28 protein-coding genes are annotated in these 26,785 nt (G+C 65.7%); 15 read left to right on the top strand and 13 right to left on the bottom strand.

Features of this window, described 5'->3' with window-relative positions:
• Positions 1-179 precede the first annotated feature (179 nt).
• Complete coding sequence (locus WC729_RS07015; RefSeq protein WP_372851025.1) at positions 180-1,001, bottom strand: ferredoxin--NADP reductase; 822 nt, start codon at positions 999-1,001, stop codon at positions 180-182.
• 2 nt (positions 1,002-1,003) lie between these two features.
• Entirely contained in the window at positions 1,004-1,447 is a 444-nt protein-coding gene (locus WC729_RS07010; protein ID WP_372850926.1) for a hypothetical protein, read from the bottom strand.
• A gap of 118 nt (positions 1,448-1,565) precedes the next feature.
• Here WC729_RS07010 and WC729_RS07005 point away from each other — a divergent pair, with 118 nt between their 5' ends.
• Genes WC729_RS07005 through WC729_RS06990 form a run of 4 tightly spaced genes read left to right on the top strand, consistent with a single transcriptional unit; the run spans position 1,566 to position 4,688 of the window.
• Complete coding sequence (locus WC729_RS07005; RefSeq protein WP_372850924.1) at positions 1,566-2,570, top strand: acyltransferase family protein; 1,005 nt, start codon at positions 1,566-1,568, stop codon at positions 2,568-2,570.
• 60 nt (positions 2,571-2,630) lie between these two features.
• Complete coding sequence (locus WC729_RS07000) at positions 2,631-3,353, top strand: hypothetical protein (protein WP_372850922.1); 723 nt, start codon at positions 2,631-2,633, stop codon at positions 3,351-3,353.
• Between the two features lie 49 nt (positions 3,354-3,402).
• Complete coding sequence (trxC, locus tag WC729_RS06995; protein ID WP_372850920.1) at positions 3,403-3,852, top strand: thioredoxin TrxC; 450 nt, start codon at positions 3,403-3,405, stop codon at positions 3,850-3,852.
• 2 nt (positions 3,853-3,854) lie between these two features.
• Positions 3,855-4,688, top strand: a complete 834-nt coding sequence (locus WC729_RS06990; RefSeq protein WP_372850918.1) for an aldo/keto reductase — start codon at positions 3,855-3,857, stop codon at positions 4,686-4,688.
• Between the two features lies 1 nt (position 4,689).
• On the opposite strand, the gene WC729_RS06985 is transcribed toward WC729_RS06990, so the two are convergent.
• Complete coding sequence (locus WC729_RS06985) at positions 4,690-5,097, bottom strand: helix-turn-helix domain-containing protein (RefSeq protein ID WP_372850916.1); 408 nt, start codon at positions 5,095-5,097, stop codon at positions 4,690-4,692.
• 68 nt (positions 5,098-5,165) lie between these two features.
• On the opposite strand from WC729_RS06985, the gene WC729_RS06980 reads away from it, so the two are divergent.
• Entirely contained in the window at positions 5,166-5,798 is a 633-nt protein-coding gene (locus tag WC729_RS06980) for a cation transporter (RefSeq protein ID WP_372850914.1), read from the top strand.
• Positions 5,799-5,807: 9 nt separating this feature from the next.
• Here the strand turns inward: WC729_RS06980 and WC729_RS06975 are convergent, their stop codons facing one another.
• Both WC729_RS06975 and WC729_RS06970 read right to left on the bottom strand, forming a co-directional pair.
• The gene (locus WC729_RS06975) at positions 5,808-7,871 is read right to left on the bottom strand and encodes a VIT domain-containing protein (RefSeq protein ID WP_372850912.1); all 2,064 of its coding nucleotides are present in this window, start codon (positions 7,869-7,871) and stop codon (positions 5,808-5,810) included.
• Positions 7,843-8,214, bottom strand: coding sequence for a MerR family transcriptional regulator (locus tag WC729_RS06970; protein WP_372850910.1), 372 nt, complete (start codon positions 8,212-8,214; stop codon positions 7,843-7,845). The genes WC729_RS06975 and WC729_RS06970 overlap by 29 nt, the downstream gene beginning before the upstream one ends.
• Before the next feature lie 176 nt (positions 8,215-8,390).
• On the opposite strand from WC729_RS06970, the gene WC729_RS06965 reads away from it, so the two are divergent.
• Both WC729_RS06965 and WC729_RS06960 read left to right on the top strand, forming a co-directional pair.
• Positions 8,391-8,777 (top strand): VOC family protein, encoded by a 387-nt coding sequence (locus WC729_RS06965; protein WP_372850908.1) that lies wholly within the window; start codon positions 8,391-8,393, stop codon positions 8,775-8,777.
• A gap of 62 nt (positions 8,778-8,839) precedes the next feature.
• Positions 8,840-9,634 carry a hypothetical protein gene (locus tag WC729_RS06960; RefSeq protein ID WP_372850906.1) on the top strand — a complete coding sequence of 265 codons (795 nt, stop codon included), beginning with the start codon at positions 8,840-8,842 and terminating at the stop codon, positions 9,632-9,634.
• A 13-nt stretch (positions 9,635-9,647) separates the two neighbouring features.
• Here the strand turns inward: WC729_RS06960 and WC729_RS06955 are convergent, their stop codons facing one another.
• Entirely contained in the window at positions 9,648-10,691 is a 1,044-nt protein-coding gene (locus WC729_RS06955) for a rod shape-determining protein (protein WP_372850904.1), read from the bottom strand.
• Positions 10,692-10,911: 220 nt separating this feature from the next.
• Here WC729_RS06955 and WC729_RS06950 point away from each other — a divergent pair, with 220 nt between their 5' ends.
• From WC729_RS06950 to WC729_RS06925, 6 genes are all read left to right on the top strand, one after another.
• Positions 10,912-11,235 (top strand): Crp/Fnr family transcriptional regulator, encoded by a 324-nt coding sequence (locus WC729_RS06950; protein ID WP_372850902.1) that lies wholly within the window; start codon positions 10,912-10,914, stop codon positions 11,233-11,235.
• 373 nt (positions 11,236-11,608) lie between these two features.
• Positions 11,609-13,117 carry a PAS domain S-box protein gene (locus tag WC729_RS06945; protein ID WP_372850900.1) on the top strand — a complete coding sequence of 503 codons (1,509 nt, stop codon included), beginning with the start codon at positions 11,609-11,611 and terminating at the stop codon, positions 13,115-13,117.
• A complete protein-coding gene (locus tag WC729_RS06940) occupies positions 13,114-13,734 on the top strand; it encodes a response regulator transcription factor (protein WP_372850898.1) in 621 nt (206 codons plus the stop codon). Before WC729_RS06945 ends, WC729_RS06940 begins: the two co-directional genes overlap by 4 nt.
• Before the next feature lie 70 nt (positions 13,735-13,804).
• Entirely contained in the window at positions 13,805-14,203 is a 399-nt protein-coding gene (locus WC729_RS06935; RefSeq protein ID WP_372850896.1) for a response regulator, read from the top strand.
• A 172-nt stretch (positions 14,204-14,375) separates the two neighbouring features.
• Entirely contained in the window at positions 14,376-14,921 is a 546-nt protein-coding gene (locus WC729_RS06930) for a DsrE family protein (protein ID WP_372850894.1), read from the top strand.
• Between the two features lie 113 nt (positions 14,922-15,034).
• The gene (locus WC729_RS06925) at positions 15,035-15,349 is read left to right on the top strand and encodes an NIPSNAP family protein (RefSeq protein WP_372850892.1); all 315 of its coding nucleotides are present in this window, start codon (positions 15,035-15,037) and stop codon (positions 15,347-15,349) included.
• A gap of 381 nt (positions 15,350-15,730) precedes the next feature.
• On the opposite strand, the gene WC729_RS06920 is transcribed toward WC729_RS06925, so the two are convergent.
• From WC729_RS06920 to WC729_RS06900, 5 genes are all read right to left on the bottom strand, one after another.
• The gene (locus WC729_RS06920) at positions 15,731-16,744 is read right to left on the bottom strand and encodes an alpha/beta hydrolase (protein ID WP_372850890.1); all 1,014 of its coding nucleotides are present in this window, start codon (positions 16,742-16,744) and stop codon (positions 15,731-15,733) included.
• A 114-nt stretch (positions 16,745-16,858) separates the two neighbouring features.
• On the bottom strand, positions 16,859-18,232 hold the full coding sequence (locus WC729_RS06915; protein ID WP_372850888.1) for a Gfo/Idh/MocA family protein: 1,374 nt from the start codon (positions 18,230-18,232) through the stop codon (positions 16,859-16,861).
• Positions 18,233-18,247: 15 nt separating this feature from the next.
• Entirely contained in the window at positions 18,248-19,411 is a 1,164-nt protein-coding gene (locus WC729_RS06910; RefSeq protein ID WP_372850886.1) for a Gfo/Idh/MocA family protein, read from the bottom strand.
• A gap of 24 nt (positions 19,412-19,435) precedes the next feature.
• Entirely contained in the window at positions 19,436-19,885 is a 450-nt protein-coding gene (locus WC729_RS06905; protein ID WP_372850884.1) for a cupin domain-containing protein, read from the bottom strand.
• A 102-nt stretch (positions 19,886-19,987) separates the two neighbouring features.
• Positions 19,988-21,340, bottom strand: a complete 1,353-nt coding sequence (locus tag WC729_RS06900) for an MFS transporter (protein ID WP_372850882.1) — start codon at positions 21,338-21,340, stop codon at positions 19,988-19,990.
• A 146-nt stretch (positions 21,341-21,486) separates the two neighbouring features.
• Here WC729_RS06900 and WC729_RS06895 point away from each other — a divergent pair, with 146 nt between their 5' ends.
• On the top strand, positions 21,487-23,094 hold the full coding sequence (locus tag WC729_RS06895) for an alpha-glucosidase family protein (protein ID WP_372850880.1): 1,608 nt from the start codon (positions 21,487-21,489) through the stop codon (positions 23,092-23,094).
• 119 nt (positions 23,095-23,213) lie between these two features.
• On the opposite strand, the gene WC729_RS06890 is transcribed toward WC729_RS06895, so the two are convergent.
• Positions 23,214-24,131, bottom strand: coding sequence for a Gfo/Idh/MocA family protein (locus WC729_RS06890; RefSeq protein ID WP_372850878.1), 918 nt, complete (start codon positions 24,129-24,131; stop codon positions 23,214-23,216).
• Positions 24,132-24,140: 9 nt separating this feature from the next.
• Entirely contained in the window at positions 24,141-25,694 is a 1,554-nt protein-coding gene (locus WC729_RS06885) for an alpha-N-arabinofuranosidase (RefSeq protein ID WP_372850876.1), read from the bottom strand.
• A gap of 92 nt (positions 25,695-25,786) precedes the next feature.
• Between WC729_RS06885 and araD1 the strand changes: the two genes are divergently transcribed.
• Positions 25,787-26,770: an AraD1 family protein gene (gene araD1 / locus WC729_RS06880; protein ID WP_372850874.1), complete on the top strand. Its 984-nt coding sequence runs from the start codon at positions 25,787-25,789 to the stop codon at positions 26,768-26,770.
• The last annotated feature ends 15 nt before the right edge of the window (positions 26,771-26,785 follow it).

Genomic DNA, 26,785 nt, shown 5'->3' with positions numbered 1-26,785 from the left:
CCCGACAATCAACCGCACCCCCTATCTAAGGGTGAGTTGGCAAAATGACGGCCCCCAAATCCCTCCGTCACCCCGGACTTGTTCCGGGGTCCATCGTCCCGCAAACGCAACGGACGCGGCGCCTGCGGAAACATGGATGCCGGAACAAGTCCGGCATGACGGATGGGGGCAGCATCACCTCACCCGACAAAAGCCCGCTCGATCACATAATGCCCCGGCTTCGCATTGGACCCCTCCTCGAACCCGCACGCCTCCAGCATCGCCGCCGTATCGCGGATCATCGCCGTACTGCCGCACAGCATCACCCGGTCCTGCGCCGGGTCGAACGCCTTCGCGCCGGCCAGAGGCGGCCCGAACAATTGCCCATCCGCCACGAGCGCATCGATCCGCCCGCTGGTGCGGAACGGCTCGCGCGTCACGGTCGGCACATAATGGAATTGCAGCAGCGCCTGGTCGCTCACCAGCGGGTCGCCGGCCAGCTGCGCGGTCAACTCGTCATGATAGGCGAGGTCGCTGACGCGCCGCACCGAATGCACGATCACCACCTGCCCGAACCGGTCATAGACCTCGGGGTCGCGGGCCACGCTCAGGAACGGCGCGAGCCCGGTGCCGGTCGACAGCAGGAACAGCCTTTTCCCGCCGAGCAGCGCGTCGAGCACCAGCGTGCCGGTGGGTTTCCTGCCCAGATAGAGCTGGTCGTCCGGCCGGATCGCCTGCAGCCGCGAAGTGAGCGGGCCGTCGGGTACCTTGATCGACAGGAATTCGAGCTCGTCGGACCAGGCGGGGCTAGCGATCGAATAAGCGCGCATCAGCGGGCGGCCGCCGGCATCGTCGTCGCCGGGCAGCCCGATCATCACGAATTCGCCCGACCGGAAACGGAAGCTCGCCGGCCGCTCCACAGCGAAACTGAACAGATGCTCGTTCCAGTGCCGCACCCAGCGCACCGGCACGGTCTGGAAGGCGGCATGGTCGGCAATGGTGCGCGGCGCGCGGACGGGCATGTTCATGAACGGTCGGCCCCCGTACCGGTGGCGTTGCCGGTGGTCGTGCCGGCGCCCAGGGCGGTCGCGACGAAATCGGCCGACTGGGCCAGCCGCGCCACCGCACCCTCGACGACCAGCCCGGCCGCCACCCGCTTGAGCCGCGCGATCGGCCCTTCCCGCGCGACCGCGAACAAGGCGAGCATCCGCGCCTCGTCGTCGGTCACCCGGGCCGATCCGGCGGCGCCGAAGCGGATATGGCCGAACCCGTCCTGGTCGAGCGTCACCATCATCATATTGAAATCGGGCAGCGCCTCGGCGATGCCGCGCCCCGCGAAGCCGGCATGGAGGGCGTGACAACAGCATCGGCCGGCGCGCGCCGCGCCCACCCATGTCCGCATCACGACGAGCAGGAACTGCTCGGGCTCGTCGAGCCGGCGGATCGCCCGGTCGAGATAGCGGTACATGACGACTCCTTATTGCGAGTGCGTCGCATTATTATAGAGAGGCGCTAGCGTCAATGCCGGATCGCGGCTTGAGACCGCGTCGATCGCTCCCTATCGTCGCGCAAAGGGGAATGGCGCCATGACGATCCGGGAACAGACCGCGCCCGAGCGCCCCCAGCTTGTGGGCCTGCAATATCTGCGCGCGATTGCCGCGACCGGCGTCGTCCTCTTCCACGCGACCGAAGCGGCGGGTGCGCCCTGGGGCCTCGGTGCACGCGGCGTCGACCTGTTCTTCGTGCTCAGCGGCTTCCTGATGATCGCGATCACGGACCGCGGTGTGCGGCCCTGGTCTTTCTTCAAGGATCGTTTCCTGCGCGTCGCACCTCTCTACTGGATCGCGACAGCCACGCTGGTCCTGGTCGGTCTGGTCGGTATCGCGCCCGGCATACCGCTCGATCCGGCCCGGATCGCGACCTCATTCGCCTTCATTCCCTATGGCGAGGTCAATGCCAGACATATCGCCCTGCCCATCCTGCCCGTTGGCTGGACGCTGAACATGGAGATGCTGTTCTACTCGGTCTTCGCGCTCATCCTTTTCCTGCCCCGCTACCGTATGGCGGTGCTGACCTGCGTGCTGGGTGGCCTCGTCCTGGCCGGTTTTGCCTTTCGCCCGACCGGCCTTGTCTCGGTCTGGACGAATCCGCTGATGCTGGAATTTGTCGCCGGCGGCTGGCTCGGCATGGCGTGGGTTCGGCCCGAGCGGCGGCGCCTTATCCTGGCTCTCATGCTTCCCGCCATGGCCATTTGGCTATTTGTCCCGACGGGGCGGATCGGCGTCCTGGCCACGCTCATCGTGGCGGTGGTGCTGTTCCTCGAAAGCCGCGGGAGCGTCCCGACATGGCGCGCCCTCCGGTTGCTCGGAGATGCGAGCTATTCGATCTATCTGTGGCAGCTCTTCCCACTGCTCGTGATTTTCCGTCTCGGCGCGCACTTCCCCGTGCCACTCGCCATCCTTGCTATCGTCACCATCATCGCTGCGCTCGGTGGCGGCATCCTTGCCTATCTGCTGATCGAGCAGCCGCTACGCAGGATATTCCATCGCCGCCGAACCCAAGGCGGCATCACCATCCCGGCCGGTCCATGACGGCACTGGCGAGCACCGCCGCCCTTTGATAGTCTGCCGCAACGTTTGGGGGCAGGCGATATGGCAACAATGGCAGGCGGCGTCAGGCCGGATGCGGTCGTCAGGGACCGTGGTTTCTTCCTCATCATGGCGCTGGCGATTTCGGCGACGGTGGTCGCGGGCTTCACGCTCCAGCTTGCTGCCGGCCGGTCGAGCTTCGCCTCGCCCTGGTGGGTGCATGTCCATGGCATCACCTTCATGGGCTGGCTCGGCATCTATGTGGTGCAGAACCTGCTCGTCTATCGCGACAATCTCGCGCTGCACCGCCGGCTCGGCCGGTTCGCTGCCGTCTATGTCGGCTGGATGGTGCTGGTCGCGGTCAGCGTGAACACGCTGGCGGCGATTCACCACCGCATCCCGCCCTTTTTCGAGACCAATGTCTTCCTGGTGATGGACTGGCTGACCGTGCTGGTCTTTGCCGGCCTCACCTGGGCGGGCGCGCGCATGCGCTACCGCACTGACTGGCATCGCCGGCTGATGCTCTGCGCCGCGATCCAGATCATGACGCCGGGCGTTGGCCGGCTGCTCCCGCTGCCATTGCTGGGCACCTGGATCATCTGGTCGATCTGGCTGGTCATGCTTGTCTATATCGGCGTGGCAGTGACCTATGATCTGGTCACGCGCGGCAAGATCCATCCCGCTTATTATTGGGGCTTCGGCGCCATCACGCTCTCGGTGGCCTTGATGCGGCCGCTCGCCTTCACCCCGCCGATGCTCGCCGTCACGGCTGCCCTGACCGGCTGATCGGGGAACCGGGTGGGCGCCGCAGGGTTGGCACGGCAAGGAGAAGCGCATGGCCGAGGCCAGTACAGAAACCCTGCTTGTCGCCTGCCCGCATGATGGCGCGCTCAACCGCGTACCGCGCGCCCGGCTCGATCAGAACCCGTCCTGCGGCAATTGCCACCGGCCGCTTTTTGCGGGCAAGCCGGTCGATCTGACGTCTGCGACCTTCGACCGGCACGCGGTGCAGGGCGACCTGCCCGTCGTCATCGATTTCTGGGCGGCCTGGTGCGGCCCGTGCCGCATGATGACCCCCGCCTTCGAAGCGGCGGCAGCGCGGCTCGAGCCGAAGGTGCGGCTCGCCAAGCTCGATACCGAGGCCGAGCCCGCCATCGCCGCGCGTTATCGCATCCAGGGCATCCCCAGCATGATCATGCTCCGCAAGGGCCGCGAGATCGCCCGCACCTCGGGCGTGATGCCGACGCAGCAGATCGTCGCCTGGATCGAGCAGGCGCTCGCCTGACCATGCGCTTCCGCCCCTTCGGCAGCACCGCGCGCGACGTCGCGATCATCGGCCAGGGCAGCTGGCGCATGGACGAGCGCAACCGCGCCTCCTCCGTCTCGGCGCTGCGTCGCGGCCTCGACGCCGGCATGACTCACATCGACACCGCCGAGATGTACGGCGATGCCGAACCGATCGTCGGACAAGCGATTGCCGGTCGCCGCGACGAGGTCTTCCTCGTCTCCAAGGTCCTGCCGCACAACGCCTCGCGCGCCGGCACGATCGTCGCGTGCGAGCGCTCGCTGGCGCGCCTCGGCACTGACCGGCTCGATTGCTATCTGCTCCACTGGCGCGGCAGCTATCCGCTCGAGGAGACCATCGCCGGCTTCGAGCAGCTCGTGCAGCATGGCAAGATCCTCTCCTGGGGCGTCAGCAATTTCGACGAGGAAGATCTCGATGAGGCGCTGGCCATCGCCGGTTCGGGCCGGATCGCCTGCAACCAGGTTCTCTATCATCTGGACGAACGCGCCATCGAACATGCGGTGATCCCGTGGTGCGACCGGAACGACGTCGCCGTGGTCGGCTACAGCCCGTTCGGCAGCGGCGACTTCCCCGCGCCGTCGAGCCCGGGCGGTCGCGTCCTCGCCGAGATCGCCGCCGCGCACGGTGCGAGCGTCCGTCAGGTCGCGCTGGCCGCGCTCGCCCGCCATGCCTTCGTCATTCCCAAGGCCTCCTCGCCCGACCACGCCATCGACAATGCCGGCGCGGGCGACCTCCTTCTCGACGAAGCGGCGTTCGCCCGGCTCGATGCCGCTTTCCCGCTGGGGCGCAAACCCCGCAGCCTGCCGATGATCTGACTCACCCCGCGCGCGGCGCCAGCGCCTCGAGGATTCGACAGTCGGAAATGGTCCCGCCCCGGCATGACGAAATCAGCGTGCTCAATTCCCGGCGCAGCGCGGTCAGGTCGGCCAGCTTGCGGTCGATCTCGGCGAGATGCCCGGTCGCCATCGCATCGACTGACCCGCAGTCGCGCTGCGCCTGGCCCGCCAGGTCGAGCAGGTCGCGCACCTGGTCGATCGAGAAGCCCAGGTCGCGCGCCCGGCGGATGAAGCTCAGTTGCGACAGCGCCTCGGTCCCGTATGCGCGGTAATTGCCCTCGGTCCGGCCCGGCGCGGCGAGCAGCCCGATCCGCTCATAATAGCGCACCGTCTCCACCTTGGTGCCGGTGGCCTTCGCCAGATGCCCGATCGTGAATGCCGTCGCCATGGCTTGACCCTGTAGTTGCTACAGGGTGCATATGCCCGTCCGACTCCGAACCTGTCGAGGGAATGCCGATGGCCTGCACCAGCTGCGCGCGCGAGACGAAACCGACCAACGATCCGCGCTGGCGCCGCATCCTGTGGATCGCGCTTGCGGTCAATGTCGCGATGTTCGTCGGCGAGATGGGCGCTGGCGTCGCCGGCGGCTCGCGCGCGCTTCAGGCCGACGCGCTCGATTTCCTGGGTGATGCCGCCAATTACGCGATCAGCCTCGGCGTCGCCGGCATGGCACTCGCCTGGCGCGCCCGGGCTGCGCTGGTCAAGGGCGGCACGATTGTCGCGTTCGGCCTGGCCGTGCTCACCGCGACGCTCTGGGCTGCCTTCCATGGCGCCACGCCCAAAGCCGAGGTGATGGGCGTGGTCGGCTTCGTCGCCCTGATCGCCAACGCCGCGGTTGCCGCGCTGCTCTACCGCTACCGCACCGGCGACGCGAACATGCGTTCGGTGTGGATCTGCTCGCGCAACGACGCGATCGGCAACCTCGCCGTGATGCTCGCCGCGCTCGGCGTATTCGGCACCGGTACCGCCTGGCCTGACCTGATCGTCGCCGCGATCATGGCGGGGCTCGGCCTGTGGGGCGGGGCCCAGATCATCGGCCAGGCCCGCGCCGAGCTCCGCCCCGATCCGGCCGCCGCCCAACCCGCCTGAAATCGGCGGTCAGGGCTGCATCCCCAACTCCCGCAGCAGCGCATCGACCGCCTCTTTCGGCAAGCGGCCAAGCAGCATCCGCGCGACCCGCATCGCCGCCCGGTCGGTCTCGCCCGCGATCCGGGCAGCGAGCGCGACCGTCAACAGCCGCGTATCGATCCCGAGCGCATCGGCGCGGGACCGGAGCAGGCGCGTTGCCACTGGCTCGATCTGGCGGGCAAGGGCCGGTGGAAGCCCGGAGATATCCCCCGCCGCGAGCGACGGCCCATGCTCGCTCCAGTCGATGCTTCTCGCGAGAATCTGCAGAAACGCCAGGATGCGCGTAGCTCCATGGTCGGGAGGCGGCACCGCCGGCGCGGCGGCCATGGCATCCGCACCGGGCATAACGCGCCTGCGCCGGACCTCCTCCACCACGGCATTGCTCCTGCCATGGCTCCGGGTCATCTTGGCGGCGCCGCCAGCCCTGGCTGAACGATCGAGCGGCGCTCTCATGGCCAGCATCGCGCCCGCGACCGCCGGCGCTTCCAGCGCGATCTTGCGGATCGACGGGACGCCTTCCTGGACGCTGCCCGCCTCATCGACCAACACCAGGCTGGTCAGATGAGTCACCAGCCCTTCCGCTTCAGCCAGTGCCGCCGCACGCTCCGTGCCCATCGCCGTCATGGCCAATGCCGCCGCCACCGCGCTCACGCCCGCCACGGGGTCGGCCGGCGCTGCCGCATCGGTCCAGCGCGCCGCGATCGTCACGCCGCCACGCCGCGCCAGCAACGTCTCGGGCTGCCCGGCGATCGGCTCGGGTTGCAGATAGGGCGTGCGGATCGCCGCGATCATCGCCCGGGCGACGCTCGCGAGATTGGTCTCGGCGGCAATGAACAGCTCACCCCCGGTCAGCGCCGCGAGGTGACCGACATTCGCCTCCAGGCTGTCCTCGCCGATCAGCAGCACGCTCACCCGCCGGCCAAGCCCGGCCAGCTTCTGCACATCGAGCGCATGGCTCTTGCCGTCAGTGATCAGCAGGATGTCGCGCGTGTCGGACCCCGCCGCCACCGTCTCGACTGCCCGTCCTGTCTCGGTGCCGCCGCCCGGGCTCGACACCTTGTCGAGCAGGCCGTCGATCGACCCGCCGTCGAAACGCGACAGCGCGCCGACCTGCCGCACGGCAGTGCTGAACTCCCACAGGTCGAGCGCATCACCCTCAGCCAGTGCCGCCGCGACATCGCGCACCACGGCCTTGGCCGCGCTGTGGTTCGTCATCAGCGTGCGCGCGCTGGTGAAGCGCTCGCCCATCGATCCCGACACGTCGACCAGCACCGCGATCGCCGCGCGCGTCGCACCGGCCGGGGCAGGGGTGACGGTCAGCTCGACCCGGCGGCCATCGGCGGCGCGACTGACCAGCGACGCTGCGGCCCAGCCTGGCACGGCGATATCGATTGGCCGGTCGAGCCCGATCTCCGCCTGTCCGTCGATCAGCCGCACGCCGGCCACCGTCACTGGCCCATCGGCATTGCGGATGCGTAACTGCGCGCGTTGCCCGGTCCTGCCGTCGGTCACCAGCTCGTCGGTATCGGCCAGGCCCGACCAGCCATAGACGTCACCCGCGGTCAGCGGGATGCGCAACTGCCCATTGCCCTCGACAAAGGCGAGCGTCGCGGCCCAGCGCGTGACGATCTCCACCTCTCCGCCCGGCCGCAGATTGGCGACCGACAGCATATGGATGCCGCGCAGCACTTCCTCGTGCAATACCGCCGCCTTGCCCTGCTGGATGGCGTCCTCATAAGTCTCGCGTGCCGCGTCGCGCCGCTGCGCACTCGCCTGCAGAACGCGGCCGTCGATCCGCGTTTCCAGCCCGAACAGGGCGGCATGCACCGGCATGGGGAACGTCATGATCGCCTCGATCGCGACGGCCTCGGCATTGCGGAACAGGCGCGTCGTGGTGACGGTCGCGAGGCCGGCGGCAATCGCGATATCGAAGCTGGTCGAGACCAGCGGAATCGGGCGCGCGTCGCTGCGCTGATGGAGGCGCTGCATGAACACGCCGAGCGGATCAATCATCGGTTGCGCGGTCGTGGTCATGGTCGGCCTCCTTCAGGATTCTCGTCAAAAGCGTTTCGATCTCGCGGATCAGGGGTTCGACCGGCGCGCCGCTCGCCACCATGTCGGGGCTGACCAGCAGGGTGATCCCGGGGACGATGGGGAAGGGCGTGCCCTCCCGTGCGTCGAGCAGCAGCTTGATCGCCGCGGGCGGAAAGCCCAGCTCGCGCAGCCGCATGTAGCGGCGGATGCCGCCCACATGCTCCTCGCCATAATCGGCCTTCGCTCGCCCGCCGCTGGGGCCGGGGATGAAGCCCTCCGAGATCAGATACCGGATCTGGCGTTCGGCCACTCCGGTCCGGTCGATGAGTTCGCGTAAGCGCACGGCGCCTCCTTTCGACAAATAATATGTCAAAAGAGTCAGGTCCGAGTCAAGTGCTTTTTACAAAAACTATGTCGAAAGGATTTCCGGCGCGATTTTGCTGCGTGTGGATCAACCCGGCTGACCGTCTTGACGCGCCCCCGCCGCCGGGCGAGGGTCCAAAAAAGGGGAGAGACACGATGTTCAGTCACATGATGGTCGGCAGCAACGATATTGCCCGCTCCAAAACCTTCTACGACGCCATTTTCGACGCGATCGGCGGCAAGCCCGCCATTGAGGATGATCGCGGCCGCCTGATCTATCTGCACAAGGGCGGCATCTTCATGGTGACCAAACCGATCGACGGCGCGGATGCCTGCCACGCGAATGGCGGCACCATCGGCTTCGCGTTGGCCAGCCCCGAGGAAGCCGAGTCCTGGCACCAGGCCGGTATCGCGCATGGCGGCACCCCGATCGAGAACCCGCCCGGCATCCGCGAAGGCGGCTTCGGCAAGCTCTACCTCGCCTATCTGCGCGATCCCGACGGCAATAAATTATGCGGGCTGCACCGGGTGCCGGCGGGCTGAACCTACCGCGCCACGCGAAGCCGAACGACCCGAGTTGAACACTCCTGCAGGCAGGTCACGCCATGTCCATTCGCTTAGCCCGGTCAGCCGTTCTCGTTCTGATATGGACCTCAAGCATTGGGGGCGCGGCGACGCCGAAGCTGCGCGAGATTGCGGCGATTGATCTGTCCGGGCCATTCGTCACGCGTTCGGCATGGCGCTTCACGGCCGTTCAGGGTCCGGAGTTCGACGATTCGCTCCGGGAAGGGGGCAAAGCGCCGGGTGCCGTCGCATTGTGCATCAGTAACGACGGTGGGCGATCCTGTTCCCCCGATCTGCAACGAATACTGCGCCCGTCTGAGGGTGAAGACCTCTTCTCGCAACCCCATTTCCTGGGCAAGGCTCAGGTCGTGACACCCCGTGGCGGGCGGGCGCTGCTGCTTGTGCAACTTGCCAGTCTTCACAGCGCCAATGGCAACCAGCGCGTGGCCACGCAGATTCTGGCCTATGATCGATCCCGTGATCGGTTCCGGTCGATCTACGGAAACCTGACCGGGCGGAACAACAACGAAGATGTTCGCTTCGTAACCGACGGCCCGCTTGAAGGCGCCGTGATCTCAGCTGAGCCAACCGGGAACGCGCCCTTCGGCTATTGGATCACGGTCAACCGGCTCACCAGGGCCTATACCTATAAACAGGTGATCCGCTTCCGCAGCGCCACCCGGTACGCCGACGGCAATCCATTGTCGGTCAACGATTCCGAGATGCCCAACATCCAGCATCGGCTTGGTCTATGGAGACCCGGCACCGCCATGCCGGTGCCGAAAAAGAATTGTCCGAAACCGCATTTGGTCAGGATGGAGCTTTGGTGCAGCTAAGCCGCGCCCGGTTTCAGGCCGTCGTCATCACCCCACTATAAACCGGGTCCTCCAGCGCCCGCCCGGCGCCCATCGCCACGCAGATCAGCGCATTGTCGGCAACGATCACCGGCAGCCCGGTGGCCTTGGCCAGCGCTTCGTCGATCCCCGACAACAGCGATCCGCCCCCGGTCATCACGATGCCCTGGTCGTAGAGATCGGCGGCCAGTTCCGGCTCGGTCCGCTCGAGCGCACCGAGCACGGTCTCGACCACCTGGCCGACCAGGTCGGCGAGCGATCCGGCGATCTCCGCCTGGGTGACCTCGACTTCCTTGGGCACGCCGGCGACCAGGTCGCGCCCCTTCACCCGCATGATCAGGCTGTTCGAGGCGGCTTCCTCGCTCGCCATGCCGATCTCGATCTTGACCCGCTCGGCGGTGGATTCGCCGATCATGAGGTTGTGCTTGCGCCGGATATAGGAGGCGATCGCATCGTCCATCCGGTCGCCGCCGACCCGCGCCGAGGTGCTGTAGGCAAGCCCGCGCAGCGACAGCACCGCGACTTCGGTCGTGCCGCCGCCGATATCGACCACCATCGCCCCGATCGGCTCGGTGACGGGCAGCCCCGCGCCGATCGCCGCCGCCATCGGCTCCTCGATCAGATGCACCTTCCGCGCGCCGGCATTCTCCGCTGCCTGGCGGATCGCACGGCGCTCGACCGGGGTCGCGCCCGAAGGGATGCAGATCGCCACCTCGGGGTGGCGCGGCAACCGGCTCTTCCCGCCATGCGCCTTGTCGATGAAATGCTTGATCATCTGCTCGGCGACATCGATGTCGGCGATCACCCCGTCGCGCATCGGCCGGATCGTGCGGAGCGTGTCGGGCGTCTTGCCCATCATCAGCTTCGCCTCGGCGCCCACCGCGCGCACGCGCTGGACCCCGTTCAGCGTTTCGATGGCGACGACGGAGGGCTCGTTGAGCACGATGCCCCGGTCGCGCAGATAGACGACGGTATTGGCGGTCCCGAGATCGATCGCCATGTCATTGGACGATCGGCTGAACAGGCTAGGAAATCGCATTTAAAATCAATCACTCGAAGGGTGGCCGCAGATACACCGGCAGGCCTGGCTTTAAGGTTAGGTGCTGGAAGCGGCGGCGTGGGCGCGTCGGCGGGGAGCGTCAAGGGTCCGCAGCGGACCGCTGCGTTCGACCGGGCTGTGCGGGCGACGAGGGGGCGGCCTGACCTCGGTCAACGCGCACCGGCTATGGTCGTATGTCGACCGCGTCGCCGAACCGGACATGGGCCACGGCGCGATCGTCCGGGTCGCGCATCTGTTCTGCGAATTCGCCTTGCGGACGGTGCGCGCCGGATTGCCCGGCGGCGACAGTTTCGAATTGCCGATGACTCAGGAACAGATCGGCGATGCGCGCGGGCTGACCGCGGTTCACCTCAACCGGGTGCTGCGCTCGCTCACCGAGCAGGGCCTCGTGACGCGCAGCGGCCATCGTTACGGCAGCACCGACTGGAAACGGCTCGAAGCCTTTGCCGATTTCTCGCCCCTCTATTTGCATCTGCACGAGGCCGAGCCGGTGGCCGAACATCGGTCGCGCTGGGCCGCCTGACGCTGACCGACCGGAGCGACAGTCGGATTCCAACATGAGTTCGACGCCTGCAATCGGAATTCCGCCACCGTTTTCAATGATCATAGTCTTTCCGAATAGATCGTGTCCAATTTGGATGTAAAGGACGTCCATATCGGTGAAGAAAAATGTAGAACTGAATAAGGAGGATTCTTCGCAGAATGTGGCACTACTGATGCCCAGAGATTGTACTGCCCTTCGAGTCATGCAACATGAAGATCAATGCTCATGGTCAGGTGGGACAAGGGGCGTCGGAAACAGGGGAGGGCTGAAGCTAGGGGAATCTACTTAATAGGCATATTGTTGATACACGGACGATGTGCCGTAGAAAAATAGGAATTGTCCCGGGGGGTGAATGCTGCGCCGCACCATTAAAGACGACACGTCGCTCGCGCTATTTGCCGAGAGTGCGGTCGATCGGGCAATGTTTCTCCTGGACACGCACGGCGCGATCAAGACATGGAATCGTGGTGCGGTTTTGTTGACTGGATGGGCCGCTGATGAGGCCATCGGTCAGCCCGGACTTATCCTCTACACGCCGCGCGACGTGGCTGGCGACAAGCCTGCCGCAAATCTCATCCGCGCCGCGGAGACTCAGGGAATACAGGAGGAAACCTGGCTGCGGCGGAAGGACGGCTCGGAATATCTTGCCGATGTGACGATCACCGCCCTTCGCGATCCGGATGGAGCGCTGCGCGGATATGGGCAGATCATCCTCGATATTACCGATCGCCGCGCGGCCGAGGCCGCGCTTGAGCGCAGTGCGTTGCATCTCCGATCCATTCTTGCGACCGTCCCGGACCCGATGGTGGTCATCGACGAATTCGGCGTCATTCAGTCGTTCAGCGCCGCCGCCGAGCGCCTGTTCGGCTATTCGGAAATCGAGGTGGTCGGCCATAATGTTTCGATGCTGATGCCGTCGCCCGATCGGGACCGGCATAATTCCTATCTTTCCAGGTACCTGACCACGGGCGAACGCCGCGTGATCGGGATGGGCCGCATTGTCGTTGGCCGTCGACGTGACGGTACCGATTTCCCCATGGAACTGTCGGTGGGAGACGTGGAATCCGACGGCTTTCGTATCTTCACCGGCTTCATTCGCGATCTGAGTGCGCAGCAGCGCGCTGAATTGAAGCTGCAGGAACTGCAGACCGAACTGATCCACGTTTCGCGCCTCTCGGCGATGGGAACCATGGCATCGACGCTGGCGCATGAACTCAACCAGCCGCTGACGGCGATCGCGAACTATCTCGAGGCGGCGCGCGAGCTTCTCGACCGAGCCGAGCGAAATGACCGGATCGAGGGGATGTTCCGTGAGGCCGTCAACCAGTCGGCCAAGGAGGCATTGCGCGCCGGAGTCATCGTGCGGCGATTGCGCGATTTCGTGTCGCGCGGGGATGTCGAGAAGCACATCGAGAAATTGCCCGAACTGATCGACGAGGCGAGCCGCCTCGCCCTGGTCGGCGCGACGGAGCGAGGCGTTCGCGCCGAGTATGAGCTCGCGCCCGAGGCGGATCTGGTGCTGGCCGACCGGGTCCAGATCCAGCAGGTGCTGGTCAACCTGATCCGCAACGCGATCGAAGCGATGTCGGAGAGTGCGGTTCGGACCATCGTCGTTTCGACAAGGCTCGAAGGACGACAGATGGTGCGTGTCTCGGTCTCGGATACTGGGCCTGGGCTGGCGCAGGTCGTTCAGGATCGACTGTTCGAGGCGTTCACCAGCACGAAGGAGCGCGGCATGGGCCTCGGTCTTTCGATCTGCCGTACGATCGTCGAGGCGCATGGCGGTCGGATCTGGGCGGATACCCGCCCGGGCGGCGGCACCATTTTCAACTTCACCATCGTGAAGGGGAGGGAAGAATGAGCGCAGACCTTCAGGTTATCCATGTCGTCGACGACGAGGAATCCGTTCGGAGCGCCGCAAGCTTCATGCTGCGGGTGTGCGGGTTTGACGTGCATACCTACGCGTCCGGAATCGAATTTCTCGCTCAGCTGGAGGGGCAGCCGCACGGATGCATCTTGCTCGACGTCCGGATGCCCGAGATGGATGGACTGGAGGTGCAGGCCGAACTCAACGCCCGGCGCTCGGAGATGCCGGTGATCGTGCTGACGGGGCACGGCGATATCGGCACCGCCGTCGCGGCAATGAAGGGTGGCGCGTCCGATTTCATCGAAAAACCGTTCGAAAAGGACGTCTTGCTGAATGCAATCGAGCTCGCTTTCGACAAGGCCGAGCTGGGGGCCGGGGCGAAGGCTCGGCATGACGCGGAAGTGCGCATCGCGGCCCTGACGCCGCGCGAACAGGATGTCCTCAGAGGGCTGGTGCGTGGAAGGCCCAACAAGCTGATCGCCTATGATCTCGGTATCTCGCCTCGTACGGTCGAGGTCTATCGGGCGAATTTGATGAGCAAGCTGCATGTGCGGAGCCTGTCGGAGGCGCTCCGGATCGCGTTTGCGGCCGGCTTGCTGGAGGAACTATAGCCCTCGCCGCCTCCTAGCTGGGAGAAACACGTAAAGACAGCCCAATGGCTTTCTTGATAATCCGACCGAAATGGATCGGATTATGCCAGAACTCTCCAGGACAGGGCTGAAGCGCGAACCAAGGCTTGTCCTCATTCAGGAGGATGATGATGGGCGCCGTACACTGCATCTGATTCTGACCCATGAAGGCTTCAGTGTGCGCTCCTATTCTTGCGCTATGCTGTTCCTTGCTGACACTGCCGTCGCCGATGCCGAATATCTCGTGTCGGATTGTCGCCTTCCCGATGGTGAGGGATTCGCGCTGTTGGAAGAATTGCGCCGGACCGGCTGGGAAGGCCACGCCATCATCGCGATCGACGGCCCTTCGCTCCAGCTCCGCGAGCGGGCGCTGGCTGCGGGCTATGCGGTGGTACTCTCGAAGCCCTTGCGGCCCCAGCGATTGATTTCCGCGCTCAGGCAATTCCGATAAGGTTTCGCCAACCGAACCGGCGGTCGTGTTCCGCCGCCGCATTCGGTGGGTGAAAGGCTCTGAGCGGAAATCCCCCGCTGGACGCTCGCCGAACAACGACATCGGCGCCTCTGCGGCGCTCTGCTATCCTCATGGGATATTGCCGACCGAGCCCGCGGATGAGGAGAGACGCATGACCGGACCGTACAGGACCTTGCTCGCCGGCCTCGTCGCACTGACTCTCGCCGCCGGAGCGCCGGCGCAGGACCGCGTCTTCCCGGTGATCCAGGGCTATGGTGGGGTGAAGCCGAGCCCGACCGCCGCCAACCGGCCCGACCCGAAACTCGATTACAAGGTGGTGTTCAACATCACCAGGGCCACGCCGAACGGCGCGAAGAATGTCAGCCTGAGCAAGGTCGCGCGCTTCCTGAACCTGCTGGGCGAAGACGGCATCCGCCCCGCCGCCGGCAAGGTCGTGCCGATCGTCCAGCACGAGGCGACCTCGATCGTGCTGAGCGATACGGCCTTTGCGAAGCACTTCCCCGGCCGGACCAATCCCGATGCGGAGCTCATTGCCCGGCTGAGGGCAGCGGGAGCGCAGGTGCATGTCTGCGCCCAGGCGCTGGCGGGGCAGGGCTATGATCCAAGCGAGGTCAGCCCCGACGTCGTGGTCGACGATTCCGCGCTGACCACACTCGCGAACCTCCAGCTTCGCGGATACGCGCTGATCCCGGATTGATCGCTGCCGGTGCGTTCACCGGCCATTTTCGCGCCCATATAGCGTCCGCGCGTGATCGACACGCCGGGCATGTCTATGACCGGCTCCGCCTCTCACGATGATGGAGCCCGCCGGTGATCACCTGTCATATCCGATACGAACTCGACGCTGACCGGATTGCCCTGTTCGAGCAATATGCCGAGATGTGGCTGGAGCTGCTGCCGCGCTTCGGCGGGACGCATCACGGCTATTTCCTGCCGTCGGAGGGGGCGAGCGATATCGCGCTGGCGACGTTCAGCTTCCCCAGCTTCGCGGCCTACGAACAATATCGCAAGGACGCGAGTACCGACCCCGATGTCGCCAGGGCCATGGCCTTCGCGACCGAGAACCGGTGTTTCCGGCGCTACGATCGCTCCTTCTTCCGGCCGCTCCTGCCGAAGAGCGGCTAAGGCGCGCGTGCCGATTCAAGCCGGCGGCCATTCGTGCTGAACTCCCTGACCCTCCCGGCGCACGCAGCGCTGCGAGTATTCGAGTTCAGCCTGAAGAAAAGCGCCATGAAGAACCGATACCCCTCGCATAATTCGGCGAGTAAAATACCACTATCGCGGCAATTGCCGCGTGCGGCCGAATCGCCGGATTCGCCTACTCATCCGCCCTTCCAACAGCACCCTTCAATATTCAGCGCGCAGCCCTCAAGAACCGCTCGATTCTGCCCTGCTCGCAGGTGCCCCGCGAAATTCGACGAATATTCGGCCGAATGGCGCAGAGCCGCGCATTTCCCAACATCTGTTCAGGCCGATTGCTGCGCCGCCGCTCATGCGCGCGATCCGTTATTTCCGATATCCCTGCCAAAGCCATTCGATCGCCCCGGGCAAGGTCTGGCCCACCACCCGCTGGTCGACATGCACCGAGTCCTTCGCGAACACATAATGATACGCATAGCCCTTCGCCTTCAGCGCCGCGGCCATGCGCTGGTTCGCCATCGGCCAGTTGTGGAAGGTCGATTCCGGGTCGTCGAAGTGCAGGTCCTTCTCGCCGACATGCATCCAGAGGCGGATCGGCCTTTTGGGGCTCTCGGGGATCAGGTGCGCGTGATAGTCCCAGGCGCCCTCGGGCGTCGCAGGATCGGGCGGGCTCTGCTGGTTCACGAAGGTGCCCGAATAGGACAGCACCCGACGATACCATTCGGGGTGGAACCACGCCATGCTGAACGCCGCCGCCGCGCCGGAGCTCGCGCCCATCGTCGCGCGTCCTTCCGGGTCTTTCGTGAAAGCGATCCGGTAATTGCGCGCTACCAGCGGCAGCACCTCCGTCTCGACGAACTCGGCATAGCGGCCGGAGACGGTGTCATATTCCAGCCCCCGCTCGGAGCCCTGCGCATCGCCCCCGCCCGACTGGATCATTACCGCGACCATCGGCGGCACCCGCTTCTGCGCAATCAGCGTGTCGAGCGCGAGCGCCACGCGCGTCGCATAATCCCGCCCGTCCTGCACCACCATGAACGGCGTCTCGGTCCCGGCTTTGTAGCCGGCCGGGATGTAGACGATCACCTCGCGCCGATACGGCGCGGGTTCGGACTGAAGCTCGGCCTTGGCCGCGATCCGGTTGCCGAAGGCGTCGCGTTTCGCCGTGGTCTCGTTCTGCAACTGCCGGATGCCGGGATAGATCTTGGAGTCCTGCGACAGCATCACGAAGCCGTGCAGCGTGCCCATCGGCTGGCTCGGATTGACCGCCATCTCGGGTGCATCGGTGTAACTGGGGCCGATCACCTCTCCGGTCTTCGCATCCTGCGCGAGCGCGCCAGTTGTGAGCAACAACGGAGCGAGTGCGATCGTGAATCTCATTGGGCTACCATCTCTCCGTTCGCGCTGAGTTTGTCGAAGCACTGTTCTTCTCTTTCCGCCCGCAGTCAGAAAAACAGCCCTTCGACAAGCTCAGGGCGAACGAGGGAGGCGACATCAGATCGCATAACCCTTGCGCTGCGGCCGGCTCAGCATCGCATTCGCCGCGTCGTCGCCGATGAAACGCTCAGCCTTGGGATCCCAGTGCAGCCGCCGCCCGGTCCGCATCGCGGTCCAGTGCAGCAGGCAGGTCGAGCAGGCCCGGTGCCCCAGTTCCGCGGGCGAGATGTTGGGCTTCCGCGTCTTGATCGAATCGATCCAGTTGCGATGCTGCTCGGGACTCCGCGGCAAGTGGATCTCGTTCGGTCCGATCACGCTGTCGAGGATCTTGGGGTTGCTCGCCAGCAGCCCGCTCGTGCCCGCCGCGGCGATCGCCGGGTCGCTCGCGGTCACCCCGCCGCCGGTGCGCGTGACGAAGATCGATCCCTCGGTGCCGATGAATTTCACGCCATTGGGCAAGGCGCCGGAAATCTTCATCTCCACGCCGTTCGCATATTTTCCATAGGTCTCGAACGGCCCATGCACGTTCCACAGCCCGCTCCTGGGGAATTCCGCCTTGCCCCAGATTTCGATCGGGCCGCTATGCTCGGTGTCCATGCCCCAATGCGCGATGTCGACATGGTGCGCGCCCCAGCCGGTGATCATGCCCGCGCCGAACTGCTCGCAGCGCAGCCAGCCCGGCCGGCTGAACGTGCCGTCCTGCGGATGCACCCGGATCTCGGTATAATAGACCTCGGGCGTCGTCCCGAGCCAGGCGTCGTAATTGAGATTGGCCGGGATCGGCATCGCCGCCGCTTCGGGCCCGGAAGGGTCGCCGGGCAGGCCGATCTCGACATGCGTGAGCTTGCCGATCCGCCCGTTGCGCACCAGTTCGCACGCGCGGTGGAATTGCGGCCATGGGTCCTGCGACCGCTGCTGCGATCCGATCTGCAGGATGCGGTCGGTCTTCGCCACGGCGTCCGCCATCTGCCGCCCCTCGGCGATCGTCAGCGATGCCGGCTTCTGGCAGTACACATCCTTGCCCGCCCGCACCGCATGGATCGAATTCGGCGCATGCTGGTGGTCGGGCGTCGAGACGATGACCGCGTCGATGTCCTTGTTGGCCAGCAGTTCGTGATAGTCGGCGTAACCGCGCGTGCCCGAATAGGGCTTGCCCGTCTTCTCGCCGTACGTCTTGTCGACCAGCTCGATGCCCTGCTGCACGCGCCGCGTGTCGAGGTCGCACACCGCGACGATATGCGCGTCGTCGAACTTGAAGACCTCGGCCATGTCGTGGATGCGCGAGATGCGCCCCACGCCGATCGCGCCGATATTGATGCGCTTGCTCGGCGCATTCTGCCCGAACACGCTGGCGGGTACGATCGACGGAAAGCCGACCGCGGCAATCGCCCCGGTCTTGATCAGGTCGCGCCGCGAGAAACCTTTGGTCATGAGAATGTCTCCCCGTCAGGCCGTGATCGGCCGGGTTGCGTTCTTCTGCGCCTTGAGCACCAATTCGGCGGCGAGCAGCGCCTGCTCCTGGTCCTGCGCGATCGATGTGCGCTCGACGATATCCGTCACGAATTGCGGGCCGAAGGGCAGATAGACCTTGCTGCAATCCAGATAGCGCGCGCTCTTGCCGTCGACGACGAACAGATGGTTGCCGCCGGGCTTGCCCGCCGGGTCGGCATATTTGCGCAGCTCGATATAGCCCTCGGTGCCCAGCACGAAGAGCCGCCCGTCGCCCCAGGTGCCGAGCCCCTTGGGCGTGAACCAGTCGACCCGCAGATAGCCGGTGCCGCCATTCCCGCTCATCGTCATGTCGCCGAAATCCTCGAACAACGGCTTGTCGGGATGGTTGATGTTGCCGGTCTGCGAGCCGACGACCTGGGCGCGATTGCTCTTGGTGAAGAACAGGAACTGCTCGGCCTGGTGGCTGCCGATATCGGTCAGGATGCCGCCGTAACGCGCCTTGTCCCAGAACCAGTCGGGCCGGCTCGCCGGGTTCACCAGGTGCGGCGCGATGTTGATCGTCTGGACAACGCGGCCGATAACGCCCTGTTCGATCAGCTCGCCCGCCTTGATCGCGGCCGGCACTTCCAGCCGTTCCGAATACATGATCGCGAACTTGCGTCCGGTTGCCTTGATCGCGGCGCGCACATCGGCGAGTTGCTTCAGGCTGGTGATCGCCGGCTTGTCGCCCAGATAATCCTTGCCCGCCTTCATCGCCCGGATGCCGAGCGGCGCGCGCAGATCGGGGATCGGCGCGCCCGCGATCAGCTGGATCGACCTGTCCTCCAGTATCTCCGCCTCGCTTCGCGCCAGCTTCGCGGTCGGAAAGAGCTTCTGGAAAGCGGCGAGCTGCTTCGCGTCGGTGGCGTAGACCCAGACCAGCTCGCCCCCGCCGCGGATCACCGCTGCGGTCATCGAATAGATATGGTTGTGGTCGAGCCCGATCACCGCGAATTTGATGTGATGCTTCGGCCGCGGATCGGTCGGCGCGCCGGTATTGACCGTCTCGGGAACGGCATTGCCGCTCAGCGCCTGCGCCATCACGTCGCCCGGCAGGGCGGCGGCAAGCCCGGCAACGCCGGCGCCGGTCAGCATCGAACGGCGGTCGATCGGATTCATCGTGTCTCTCCTTGGCGGTGGCGCTCAGTTCCTGGGCGTCGCCGGGGTGGTCCAGTTGATCACATGATAGGTCGTGTTGGTGGTGCCGACATTACGCAATCCGTGCAGCGAATTGGACGCGTTGAAGATCACCGATCCCGGCCCGAGCCGTTTCCACACGCCGTCGGACAAGGTCTCGACCGTGCCCTCGCGGATGATCACCAGTTCCTCGTTCGGGTGCTTGTGCGGCGCATGCGATGTCTGGCCGGGCTTGAGCGTGGTCACGTGCATCTCGAGATCGTCGAGCGTCGCGGTCGGCCCATTGCCCAGGCTGCGCACTTCGCCGACATCCGTCGGGGTGACCTTCATCGCATTCCAGTCCCACACGGACGGGCCGATGATCTTCTTCGTCTGGGCCTGAGCCAGCACGCCGGCGGAGCAGGTGACCGCTACGGCACTCAGCGCGACGACCATATCCCTACGCGTGATGCGCATCGCGACGTTCCTCTCCTGGCCGGTGCACCGCGTCTCGGGCGTCATCGGGGCCGCGCTGATGGTAGCGCTATCGAGGAGCGTATCGCCGATCCTATAGGATTGTCAAAGCGCCAAATTGGGGTCGGCACGGATTCCGGTGGCTTCTTGCGGGCGGTCGCTCAGGCGCAGCATCGCCAGCGCAGCACACCCCATCAGCACCGCCGCGATCGCGATCGTCCAGATCGGCTCGGTCGGGAAGAAACGGTGGATCACCGGTCCCATCACGACGGCGATGAACAGCTGGGGCAGGACGATGAAGAAGTTGAAGATGCCCATATAGACGCCGAGCTTGCCCGACGGCAGCGCGTTCGCCAGCATCGCATAGGGCATGGTCAGGATCGACGCCCAGGCGATGCCGATCGCGATCATCGGCAGGATCAGCATCTGCGCATCGCGGATGCCGAGCATCGCGGCGAAGCCCCCGGCCCCGATCAGCAGGCAGATCATATGAGTCCTGGCGCAGCCGATCCGCCGCACCAGCAGGGGCAGCACGAACGCCGCCGGCACCGCCACGCCATTATAGACCGAGAAGAGGATGCCGACCCAGTCGGCGCCGTCATTATAGGCTTTCGACGCCGTGTCGGTCGATCCGAAGACGTACCGGGTGACGACCGGCGTGGTGTAGACCCACATGATGAACAGCGCCGACCAGGAGAAGAGCTGGACGACTGCGAGGCGCTTCATCTCACCGGGCATGTTCACGATGTCGCGCAGGATCTGCGCCACGGCATTGCCGACCTTCCCGTCGTCGGACGCTGGCGTCGCATCCTCCCCGGCGAACGCGCGCAGCGCCTCGGGCGGATATTCGCGCGTGACGAGCACGGTCCACAGCACTGCGGAAAGGATCGCCGCCGCGCCGAGGTAAAAGGCATAGCGCACTGCATCGGGGATCACGCCCGGCGGCGCGACATTGCTCGCCCCCATGGCGGTGATCGCGAAGGGCGCGAGCGACCCGAGCACTGCGCCTGCGCCGATAAAGGCGGTCTGGAAGGCATAGCCCATGGTGCGCTGCGCCGGCCCGACCATGTCGCCGACAAAGGCGCGGAACGGCTCCATCGACACATTGATCGAGGCATCGAGCATCCAGAGCAGCAGCACCGCGGCCATCAGCACCGGCGCGTGCGGCATGCCGGTCAGCGCCATCGCGGCGAGCACCGCTCCGACCAGGAAATAGGGCCGCCGCCGCCCGAACCGGCCCCAGGTGCGATCGCTGAAATGGCCGACCAAAGGCTGGACGATCAGGCCGGTGATCGGCCCGGCGATCCAGAACAGGGCAAGGCTGTCGACATCGCTGCCGAGCGACTGGAAGATGCGGCTGACATTCGCGTTCTGCAGGCCGAACGCGACCTGGATCCCGAAGAATCCGAACGAAATGTTCCACAGTCCGGCCAAGGACTGGCGCGGCCGTCCGGTCACTCTATCCACCCCTGCCTGTATATTTTTTTATTTTCTGCCGGTCAGGATGTCAGTGACTTGGCGTCCCGGCAATCCCCGTTTGCGCACGGCCGTTGCTTTCGTCCCGAAGCGGCGCGCAAAAGGACGGAAACCGTAGGGGAGGGGCTGTGACGCGATCGGACGAGACGGGCGCATGGTGGCGCGGCGCGGCGATCTACCAGATCTATCCGCGCAGCTTCGCCGATTCGAACGGCGACGGCGTGGGCGATCTTGCCGGCATCACCGCGCACCTCGATCATGTCGCGTCGCTCGGCGTCGAGGCGGTCTGGCTCTCGCCCTTCTACCCGTCGCCGATGAAGGATTTCGGCTACGACGTGTCGGATTATTGCGGCGTCGATCCGTTGTTCGGGACGCTCGCCGATTTCGACGCGCTGATCGCCCGCGCGCATGCGCTGGGGCTGAAAGTGATCGTCGATCAGGTCTATGCCCACACCTCGGACGAGCATGCCTGGTTCGCCGAGAGCCGGTCCGACCGCACCAACCCGCGCCACGACTGGTATGTCTGGGCCGATGCCAAGCCGGACGGCACGCCGCCCAACAACTGGCAGTCAGTGTTCGGCGGCCCCGGCTGGACGTGGGACGCGCGGCGCGGCCAATATTACATGCATAATTTCCTGAGCAGCCAGCCGCAGCTCAACGTGCATCTGCCCGCGGTGCAGGACGCGCTGCTCGATGTCGCGCGCTTCTGGCTCGATCGCGGGGTGGACGGCTTCCGGCTCGACGCAATCAGCTGCGCGATGGTCGACCCCGCGTTGCGCGACAATCCCGCGCGCCCGCCCAGCAACAGCCGCCGCACGCGCCCGTTCGATTTCCAGTTCCATATCCACAATCAGTCGCATCCCGACATCCCGCTGTTCCTCGAAAGAGTCCGCGCGCTGACCGACAGCTATCCGGATCGCTTCACCGTGGCGGAGGTCGGTGGCCCCAATGTCGAGCCCGAGATGCAAAGCTTCACCCAGGGCGATCACCGGCTCAACACGGCATACGGCTTCAATTTCCTCTACGCGAAGGCACTGACGCCGGCGCTGGTGCGTGACGTGCTCGAACGCTGGCCGGATAGCCCGGGCATGGGCTGGCCGAGCTGGGCCTTCGAGAATCACGACGCGCCCCGCGCCGTCTCGCGCTGGGCGCCGCCGGGGCATGAGGCTGCCTTCGCGCGGATGAAGATGCTGCTGCTCACGGCGCTGCGCGGTAACATCTTCCTCTATCAGGGCGAGGAGCTAGGCCTCACTCAGGTCGACATCCCGTTCGACCGCCTGCGCGACCCCGAAGCGATCGCCAACTGGCCGCTGACCCTCGGCCGCGACGGGGCACGCACGCCGATGCCGTGGTCGGCGGGGGAGGCGGGGCTTGGCTTCTCGACGGCCGAACCATGGCTTCCCTTCGGCCCCGACCATGCGGCACTGGCGGTCGACCGGCAGGAGCGGGACGGGGCGTCGATGCTGGCGCTGACGCGCCGGCTGCTGGCGATGCACAAGGCGAACGAAGCGCTGCGGACGGGGGCGATCCGGTTCATCGAAGCGTCCGAAACGCTGCTGGCATTCGAGCGGGAGTCGGACGGGCAGCACTTGCTGTGCGTGTTCAACTTCACGGCCGAGGCGCGGGAGTGGGCGCATGAGGATGCGGACTCGTGGCAGGTGATGGAGCAGATCGGCGAGGTCGAGCAATGGCGCCTAGGCCCGTTCGCCGGATTGATCGCGGAATGGCGCACCTGAGCCCAACCTCACCTTCCCCGGCGAAGGCCGGGGTCCAGTCGGGAAGGCTTCAGCGATTGAGCGAGGAGTTCACCCAACTGGACCCCGGCCTCCGCCGGGGAAGCGCGAAGAGGAGCGGGCTATTCGAACGCGAACGCCTCAACCTCACGCCGCACCCCAACCTCCAGCGCCTCGGCCACGATCCGCAACGGCGCCAGATCCACATCGCTGTCCCCGCGCGCCACCAACTCGGCGAACCGCGCATAAAGCCGCGGATATTCCACATTCGTGCCCACCGTGATCGTTTCGCCCGCGATCGTCAGCTCCGCACCGCCCATCGCCAGCTTCAGCATGCCGTCGGGCGTATCGATCTCGATGTCCCAGCTTTGCACGCCCTCATGGAGAAAATCGAGCTCGACCGAGACCGGCACGTCGCCGCTCCGCAAGGCAAGCGTGCCCGCGATCGGCTGCGACCGCCCCACCGGTACTTCCAGCTCCGCCGACTCCACCGCCAGCGGCGCGGGCAGGATATCGGTCAGGATCGACAGCGCGTTGATCCCGGGATCGAATACGCCGAAGCCGCCCGCTTCCAGGATCCATTCCTGCCCTGGATGCCAGACGCGGATGTCTTCCTTCCAGATCACCCGCACGGCCTCGATCGTCCGCTGCGACAGCCAGTCGCGCGCGGCATCGACTCCGGCGGCTTCCTGCGAATGCCAGGCGGTGAACAGGGTGACCCCCGCCTCTCGCGCCAAACTTTCCAGGCCGGTCACGTCGTCGACCGTCAGCCCGGGCGGCTTTTCCAGCAGCACATGAAGCCCCGCTGCGATCGCCTCCCGCGCCATCGCGACGCGCGCGAAGGGCGGGGTGCAGATCGCCACCGCCGCCGGGGCGCCGGCAGCGAGCAGGGCTGGCAGGTCGGGATAGACCGGCACGTCGTCGGACTGGGCATGCGGATCGACCGCGCCGGCCAGCTGAAACCGGCCATCGGCGCGGATCGCTGGGACATGCTGGTCCCGCGCGATCTTGCCCAGACCGATAATGGCGATCGGCAGCATCGATATTCCTTACTTCAGCGCCACGACGGTCACCGATTTGGCCGGCAGGGTCAGCACTGCCTTGCCGCCCGTCACCGCTACCGGAGCGATGTCGCGCGGCGCAACCGCCAGCGGTTCGCCGATGCGGTTATGCGCGTCGATCCTGTCGGCGGTCAGCACGCTGCCGGTCAAGGTCGACGCCGTGCTGCCATCGACGTTCAGGGTCACGGTCAACGCATTCACCGGATCGAGATTGGCCAGCGACACGTGCACCACGCCGTCCGCACCGCGCACCGCCGAACTGCTCAGCGACTGCATCGTCCACTGGTCCTTGTTGTACCAGGGGCTGGTCATATCGACCGGCAATTGCGTCGCGTCCTGCCAGGGCACGTACATGCCGAATATCTGATAGGTCGGCGTCACGACCATCTTGTCGCCGTCGGTCAGGATCATCGCCTGCAGTACGTTGATCATCTGCGCGATGTTGGCCATCTTCACCCGGTCCGCATGGTGCGTGAAGATGTTGAGGTTGATCGCCGCCACCAGCGCATCGCGCAGGCTGTTCTGCTGCTGCAGGAAGCCGGGATTGCTGCCCGGCGTTGGGTCGTACCAGGTGCCCCATTCGTCGACCGCGAGCCACACGCGCTTCGCGGGATCGTATTTGTCCATGATCGCGCTGTGCTTCGTGACGAACTCGTCCATCCTCAGCGTCTTGGACAGCGTCTTCGCCCAGTCCGCCTCGTCGAAGCCGGTCGCCGATCCCTTTTTCTGCCAGGTGTCCGGCACGGTGTAATAATGCACGCCGATGCCGTCGACGGTACGCCCGGTCTCGCGCATCATCACGTCGGTCCAGTCGTAATTGTCGTCGCTGGCGCCGCTGGCGATCTTCAGCGTCTTCGTGCCCTGCGGGACTTTGACGAAGGTCGAATAGCGCTTGGTCACGTCGGCGGCATATTGCGGGCTCATATTGCCGCCACAGCCCCACAGCTCGTTGCCCAGCCCGAAATAGGGCAGCTTCCACGGCTCCTTGCGGCCATTGGCGCGGCGCTCGTTCGCCAGCGTCGAACTGGTCGGGGAGGTCATATATTCGACCCAGTCGGCCATTTCCTGCGGCGTGCCGCTGCCGACATTGCCGGAGACATAGGCCTCGGCACCGACCATCTCGGTGAAGTTCATGAACTCGTGCGTGCCGACCGTGTTGGGCTCGGTCACGCCGCCCCAATGGGTGTTGACCTTCACTGGCCGCTTCGCGCCCACGCCCTCGCGCCAATGATATTCGTCGGCGAAGCAGCCGCCCGGCCAGCGGATCAGCGGCACCTTGATCGCGCGGAGCGCCGCGATCACGTCGTTGCGGAAACCGTCGGTATTGGGGATGCGGGAATTCTTGCCGACCCACAGCCCGCCATAGATGCCGGTGCCGAGATGCTCGGCGAACTGGCCGAAGATCTCGCGCTGAACCTTCGGGCCGGGCTTGTCGGCATGCACGGTGATGCTGGCCTCGCGCGCCTGCGCCCAGGCCGTGCCCGACGCGAGCGTCAGCGCCGCCGCCAATGCGACCCTTTTCAACCCCATGATTGCCGTCATCGCCCCGATCCTCTCATCTGCCGTTCCATGACGGCTGGCTTTAGCTTATTGTCTGAGTATATGATTGCGCAAGTGGTAATCAGGAGAGGGTAATGCGGACGTCGCTGGTGCAGTTCATCCAGGCCGGAGGCGCGCGTGGCGTGGCCGTGCTGCATGGCGCTGAACCGCCGCAACGATTGGCTGGGATTGAGAGTATCCGGGCGCTCGCCGAGGCGGCACTGGCAGCGGGCAACAGCCTGGCCGATCAGGCAGCGCTGGCCGGCTATGCCGGCGAGGTCGACCTCGATTCGGTCACGCTGTTGTCGCCGATCGATCACCAGGATCCGGCGCATCTTCTGCTGACCGGCACTGGCCTCACCCATCTCGGATCGGCCGAGGGGCGCGACAAGATGCACCGCTCGATGACCGAAGCCGCGCAGCAGACCGATTCGATGCGCATGTTCCTGATGGGCGTCGAGGGCGGCAAGCCCGCTGACGGCGAGACCGGCGCCCAGCCCGAATGGTTCTACAAGGGCAATGGCGAGCAGCTTGTCGCGCCGGGCGCGCCGCTGCGCTCGCCCGCCTTCGCGCTCGATGCGGGCGAAGAGCCCGAGATCGCCGGCATCTATCTGATCGACGCGGAGGGCAATCCGGTCCGGCTCGGCTTCGCGATCGGCAATGAATTCTCCGATCACGTCACCGAGCGCGGCAATTATCTCTGGCTCGCCCATTCGAAGCTGCGCGCCGCGGCGCTCGGCCCGGAATTGCTGCTCGGCGACCTGCCCCAGGATATCCGCGGCACCAGCCGCATCGTGCGCAACGGCGAGACCATCTGGGAGCGCCCCTTCGTTACGGGCGAGGCGAACATGTCGCACAGCATCGCCAATCTCGAGCATCACCATTTCAAATACGACCTGTTCCGCCATCCCGGCGACGTGCACGTCCATTTCTTCGGCACCGCGACCCTGTCCTTCTCGGAAGGGATCCGAACCGAACCTGGCGATGTCTTCGAGATCGAGGCGGCGCCTTTCCGCCTGCCGGCGCGCAATTCGATCGCGATCGAGCCGGCGCGTGATGTTCGGATACGAATACTATAGGCTATCGACAGACGA

The organism is Sphingomonas sp., from assembly GCF_041661825.1.
Lineage (GTDB): Bacteria > Pseudomonadota > Alphaproteobacteria > Sphingomonadales > Sphingomonadaceae > Sphingomonas.
The sequence above is the reverse complement of the archived record's forward strand: the minus strand, read 5'-3'. Positions and strand labels throughout refer to the sequence as shown.

Bases quoted from the DNA above. Each gene is read 5' to 3' on its own strand.
- WC729_RS07015 (WP_372851025.1), bottom strand. From the start codon at position 1,001: ATGCCCGTCCGCGCGCCGCGCACCATTGCCGACCATGCCGCCTTCCAG.
- WC729_RS07010 (WP_372850926.1), bottom strand. From the start codon at position 1,447: ATGTACCGCTATCTCGACCGGGCGATCCGCCGGCTCGACGAGCCCGAG.
- WC729_RS07005 (WP_372850924.1), top strand. From the start codon at position 1,566: ATGACGATCCGGGAACAGACCGCGCCCGAGCGCCCCCAGCTTGTGGGC.
- WC729_RS07000 (WP_372850922.1), top strand. From the start codon at position 2,631: ATGGCAACAATGGCAGGCGGCGTCAGGCCGGATGCGGTCGTCAGGGAC.
- trxC (WP_372850920.1), top strand. From the start codon at position 3,403: ATGGCCGAGGCCAGTACAGAAACCCTGCTTGTCGCCTGCCCGCATGAT.
- WC729_RS06990 (WP_372850918.1), top strand. From the start codon at position 3,855: ATGCGCTTCCGCCCCTTCGGCAGCACCGCGCGCGACGTCGCGATCATC.
- WC729_RS06985 (WP_372850916.1), bottom strand. From the start codon at position 5,097: ATGGCGACGGCATTCACGATCGGGCATCTGGCGAAGGCCACCGGCACC.
- WC729_RS06980 (WP_372850914.1), top strand. From the start codon at position 5,166: ATGGCCTGCACCAGCTGCGCGCGCGAGACGAAACCGACCAACGATCCG.
- WC729_RS06975 (WP_372850912.1), bottom strand. From the start codon at position 7,871: ATGACCACGACCGCGCAACCGATGATTGATCCGCTCGGCGTGTTCATG.
- WC729_RS06965 (WP_372850908.1), top strand. From the start codon at position 8,391: ATGTTCAGTCACATGATGGTCGGCAGCAACGATATTGCCCGCTCCAAA.
- WC729_RS06960 (WP_372850906.1), top strand. From the start codon at position 8,840: ATGTCCATTCGCTTAGCCCGGTCAGCCGTTCTCGTTCTGATATGGACC.
- WC729_RS06955 (WP_372850904.1), bottom strand. From the start codon at position 10,691: ATGCGATTTCCTAGCCTGTTCAGCCGATCGTCCAATGACATGGCGATC.
- WC729_RS06950 (WP_372850902.1), top strand. From the start codon at position 10,912: ATGGGCCACGGCGCGATCGTCCGGGTCGCGCATCTGTTCTGCGAATTC.
- WC729_RS06945 (WP_372850900.1), top strand. From the start codon at position 11,609: ATGCTGCGCCGCACCATTAAAGACGACACGTCGCTCGCGCTATTTGCC.
- WC729_RS06940 (WP_372850898.1), top strand. From the start codon at position 13,114: ATGAGCGCAGACCTTCAGGTTATCCATGTCGTCGACGACGAGGAATCC.
- WC729_RS06935 (WP_372850896.1), top strand. From the start codon at position 13,805: ATGGATCGGATTATGCCAGAACTCTCCAGGACAGGGCTGAAGCGCGAA.
- WC729_RS06930 (WP_372850894.1), top strand. From the start codon at position 14,376: ATGACCGGACCGTACAGGACCTTGCTCGCCGGCCTCGTCGCACTGACT.
- WC729_RS06920 (WP_372850890.1), bottom strand. From the start codon at position 16,744: ATGAGATTCACGATCGCACTCGCTCCGTTGTTGCTCACAACTGGCGCG.
- WC729_RS06915 (WP_372850888.1), bottom strand. From the start codon at position 18,232: ATGACCAAAGGTTTCTCGCGGCGCGACCTGATCAAGACCGGGGCGATT.
- WC729_RS06910 (WP_372850886.1), bottom strand. From the start codon at position 19,411: ATGAATCCGATCGACCGCCGTTCGATGCTGACCGGCGCCGGCGTTGCC.
- WC729_RS06905 (WP_372850884.1), bottom strand. From the start codon at position 19,885: ATGCGCATCACGCGTAGGGATATGGTCGTCGCGCTGAGTGCCGTAGCG.
- WC729_RS06890 (WP_372850878.1), bottom strand. From the start codon at position 24,131: ATGCTGCCGATCGCCATTATCGGTCTGGGCAAGATCGCGCGGGACCAG.
- WC729_RS06885 (WP_372850876.1), bottom strand. From the start codon at position 25,694: ATGACGGCAATCATGGGGTTGAAAAGGGTCGCATTGGCGGCGGCGCTG.
- araD1 (WP_372850874.1), top strand. From the start codon at position 25,787: ATGCGGACGTCGCTGGTGCAGTTCATCCAGGCCGGAGGCGCGCGTGGC.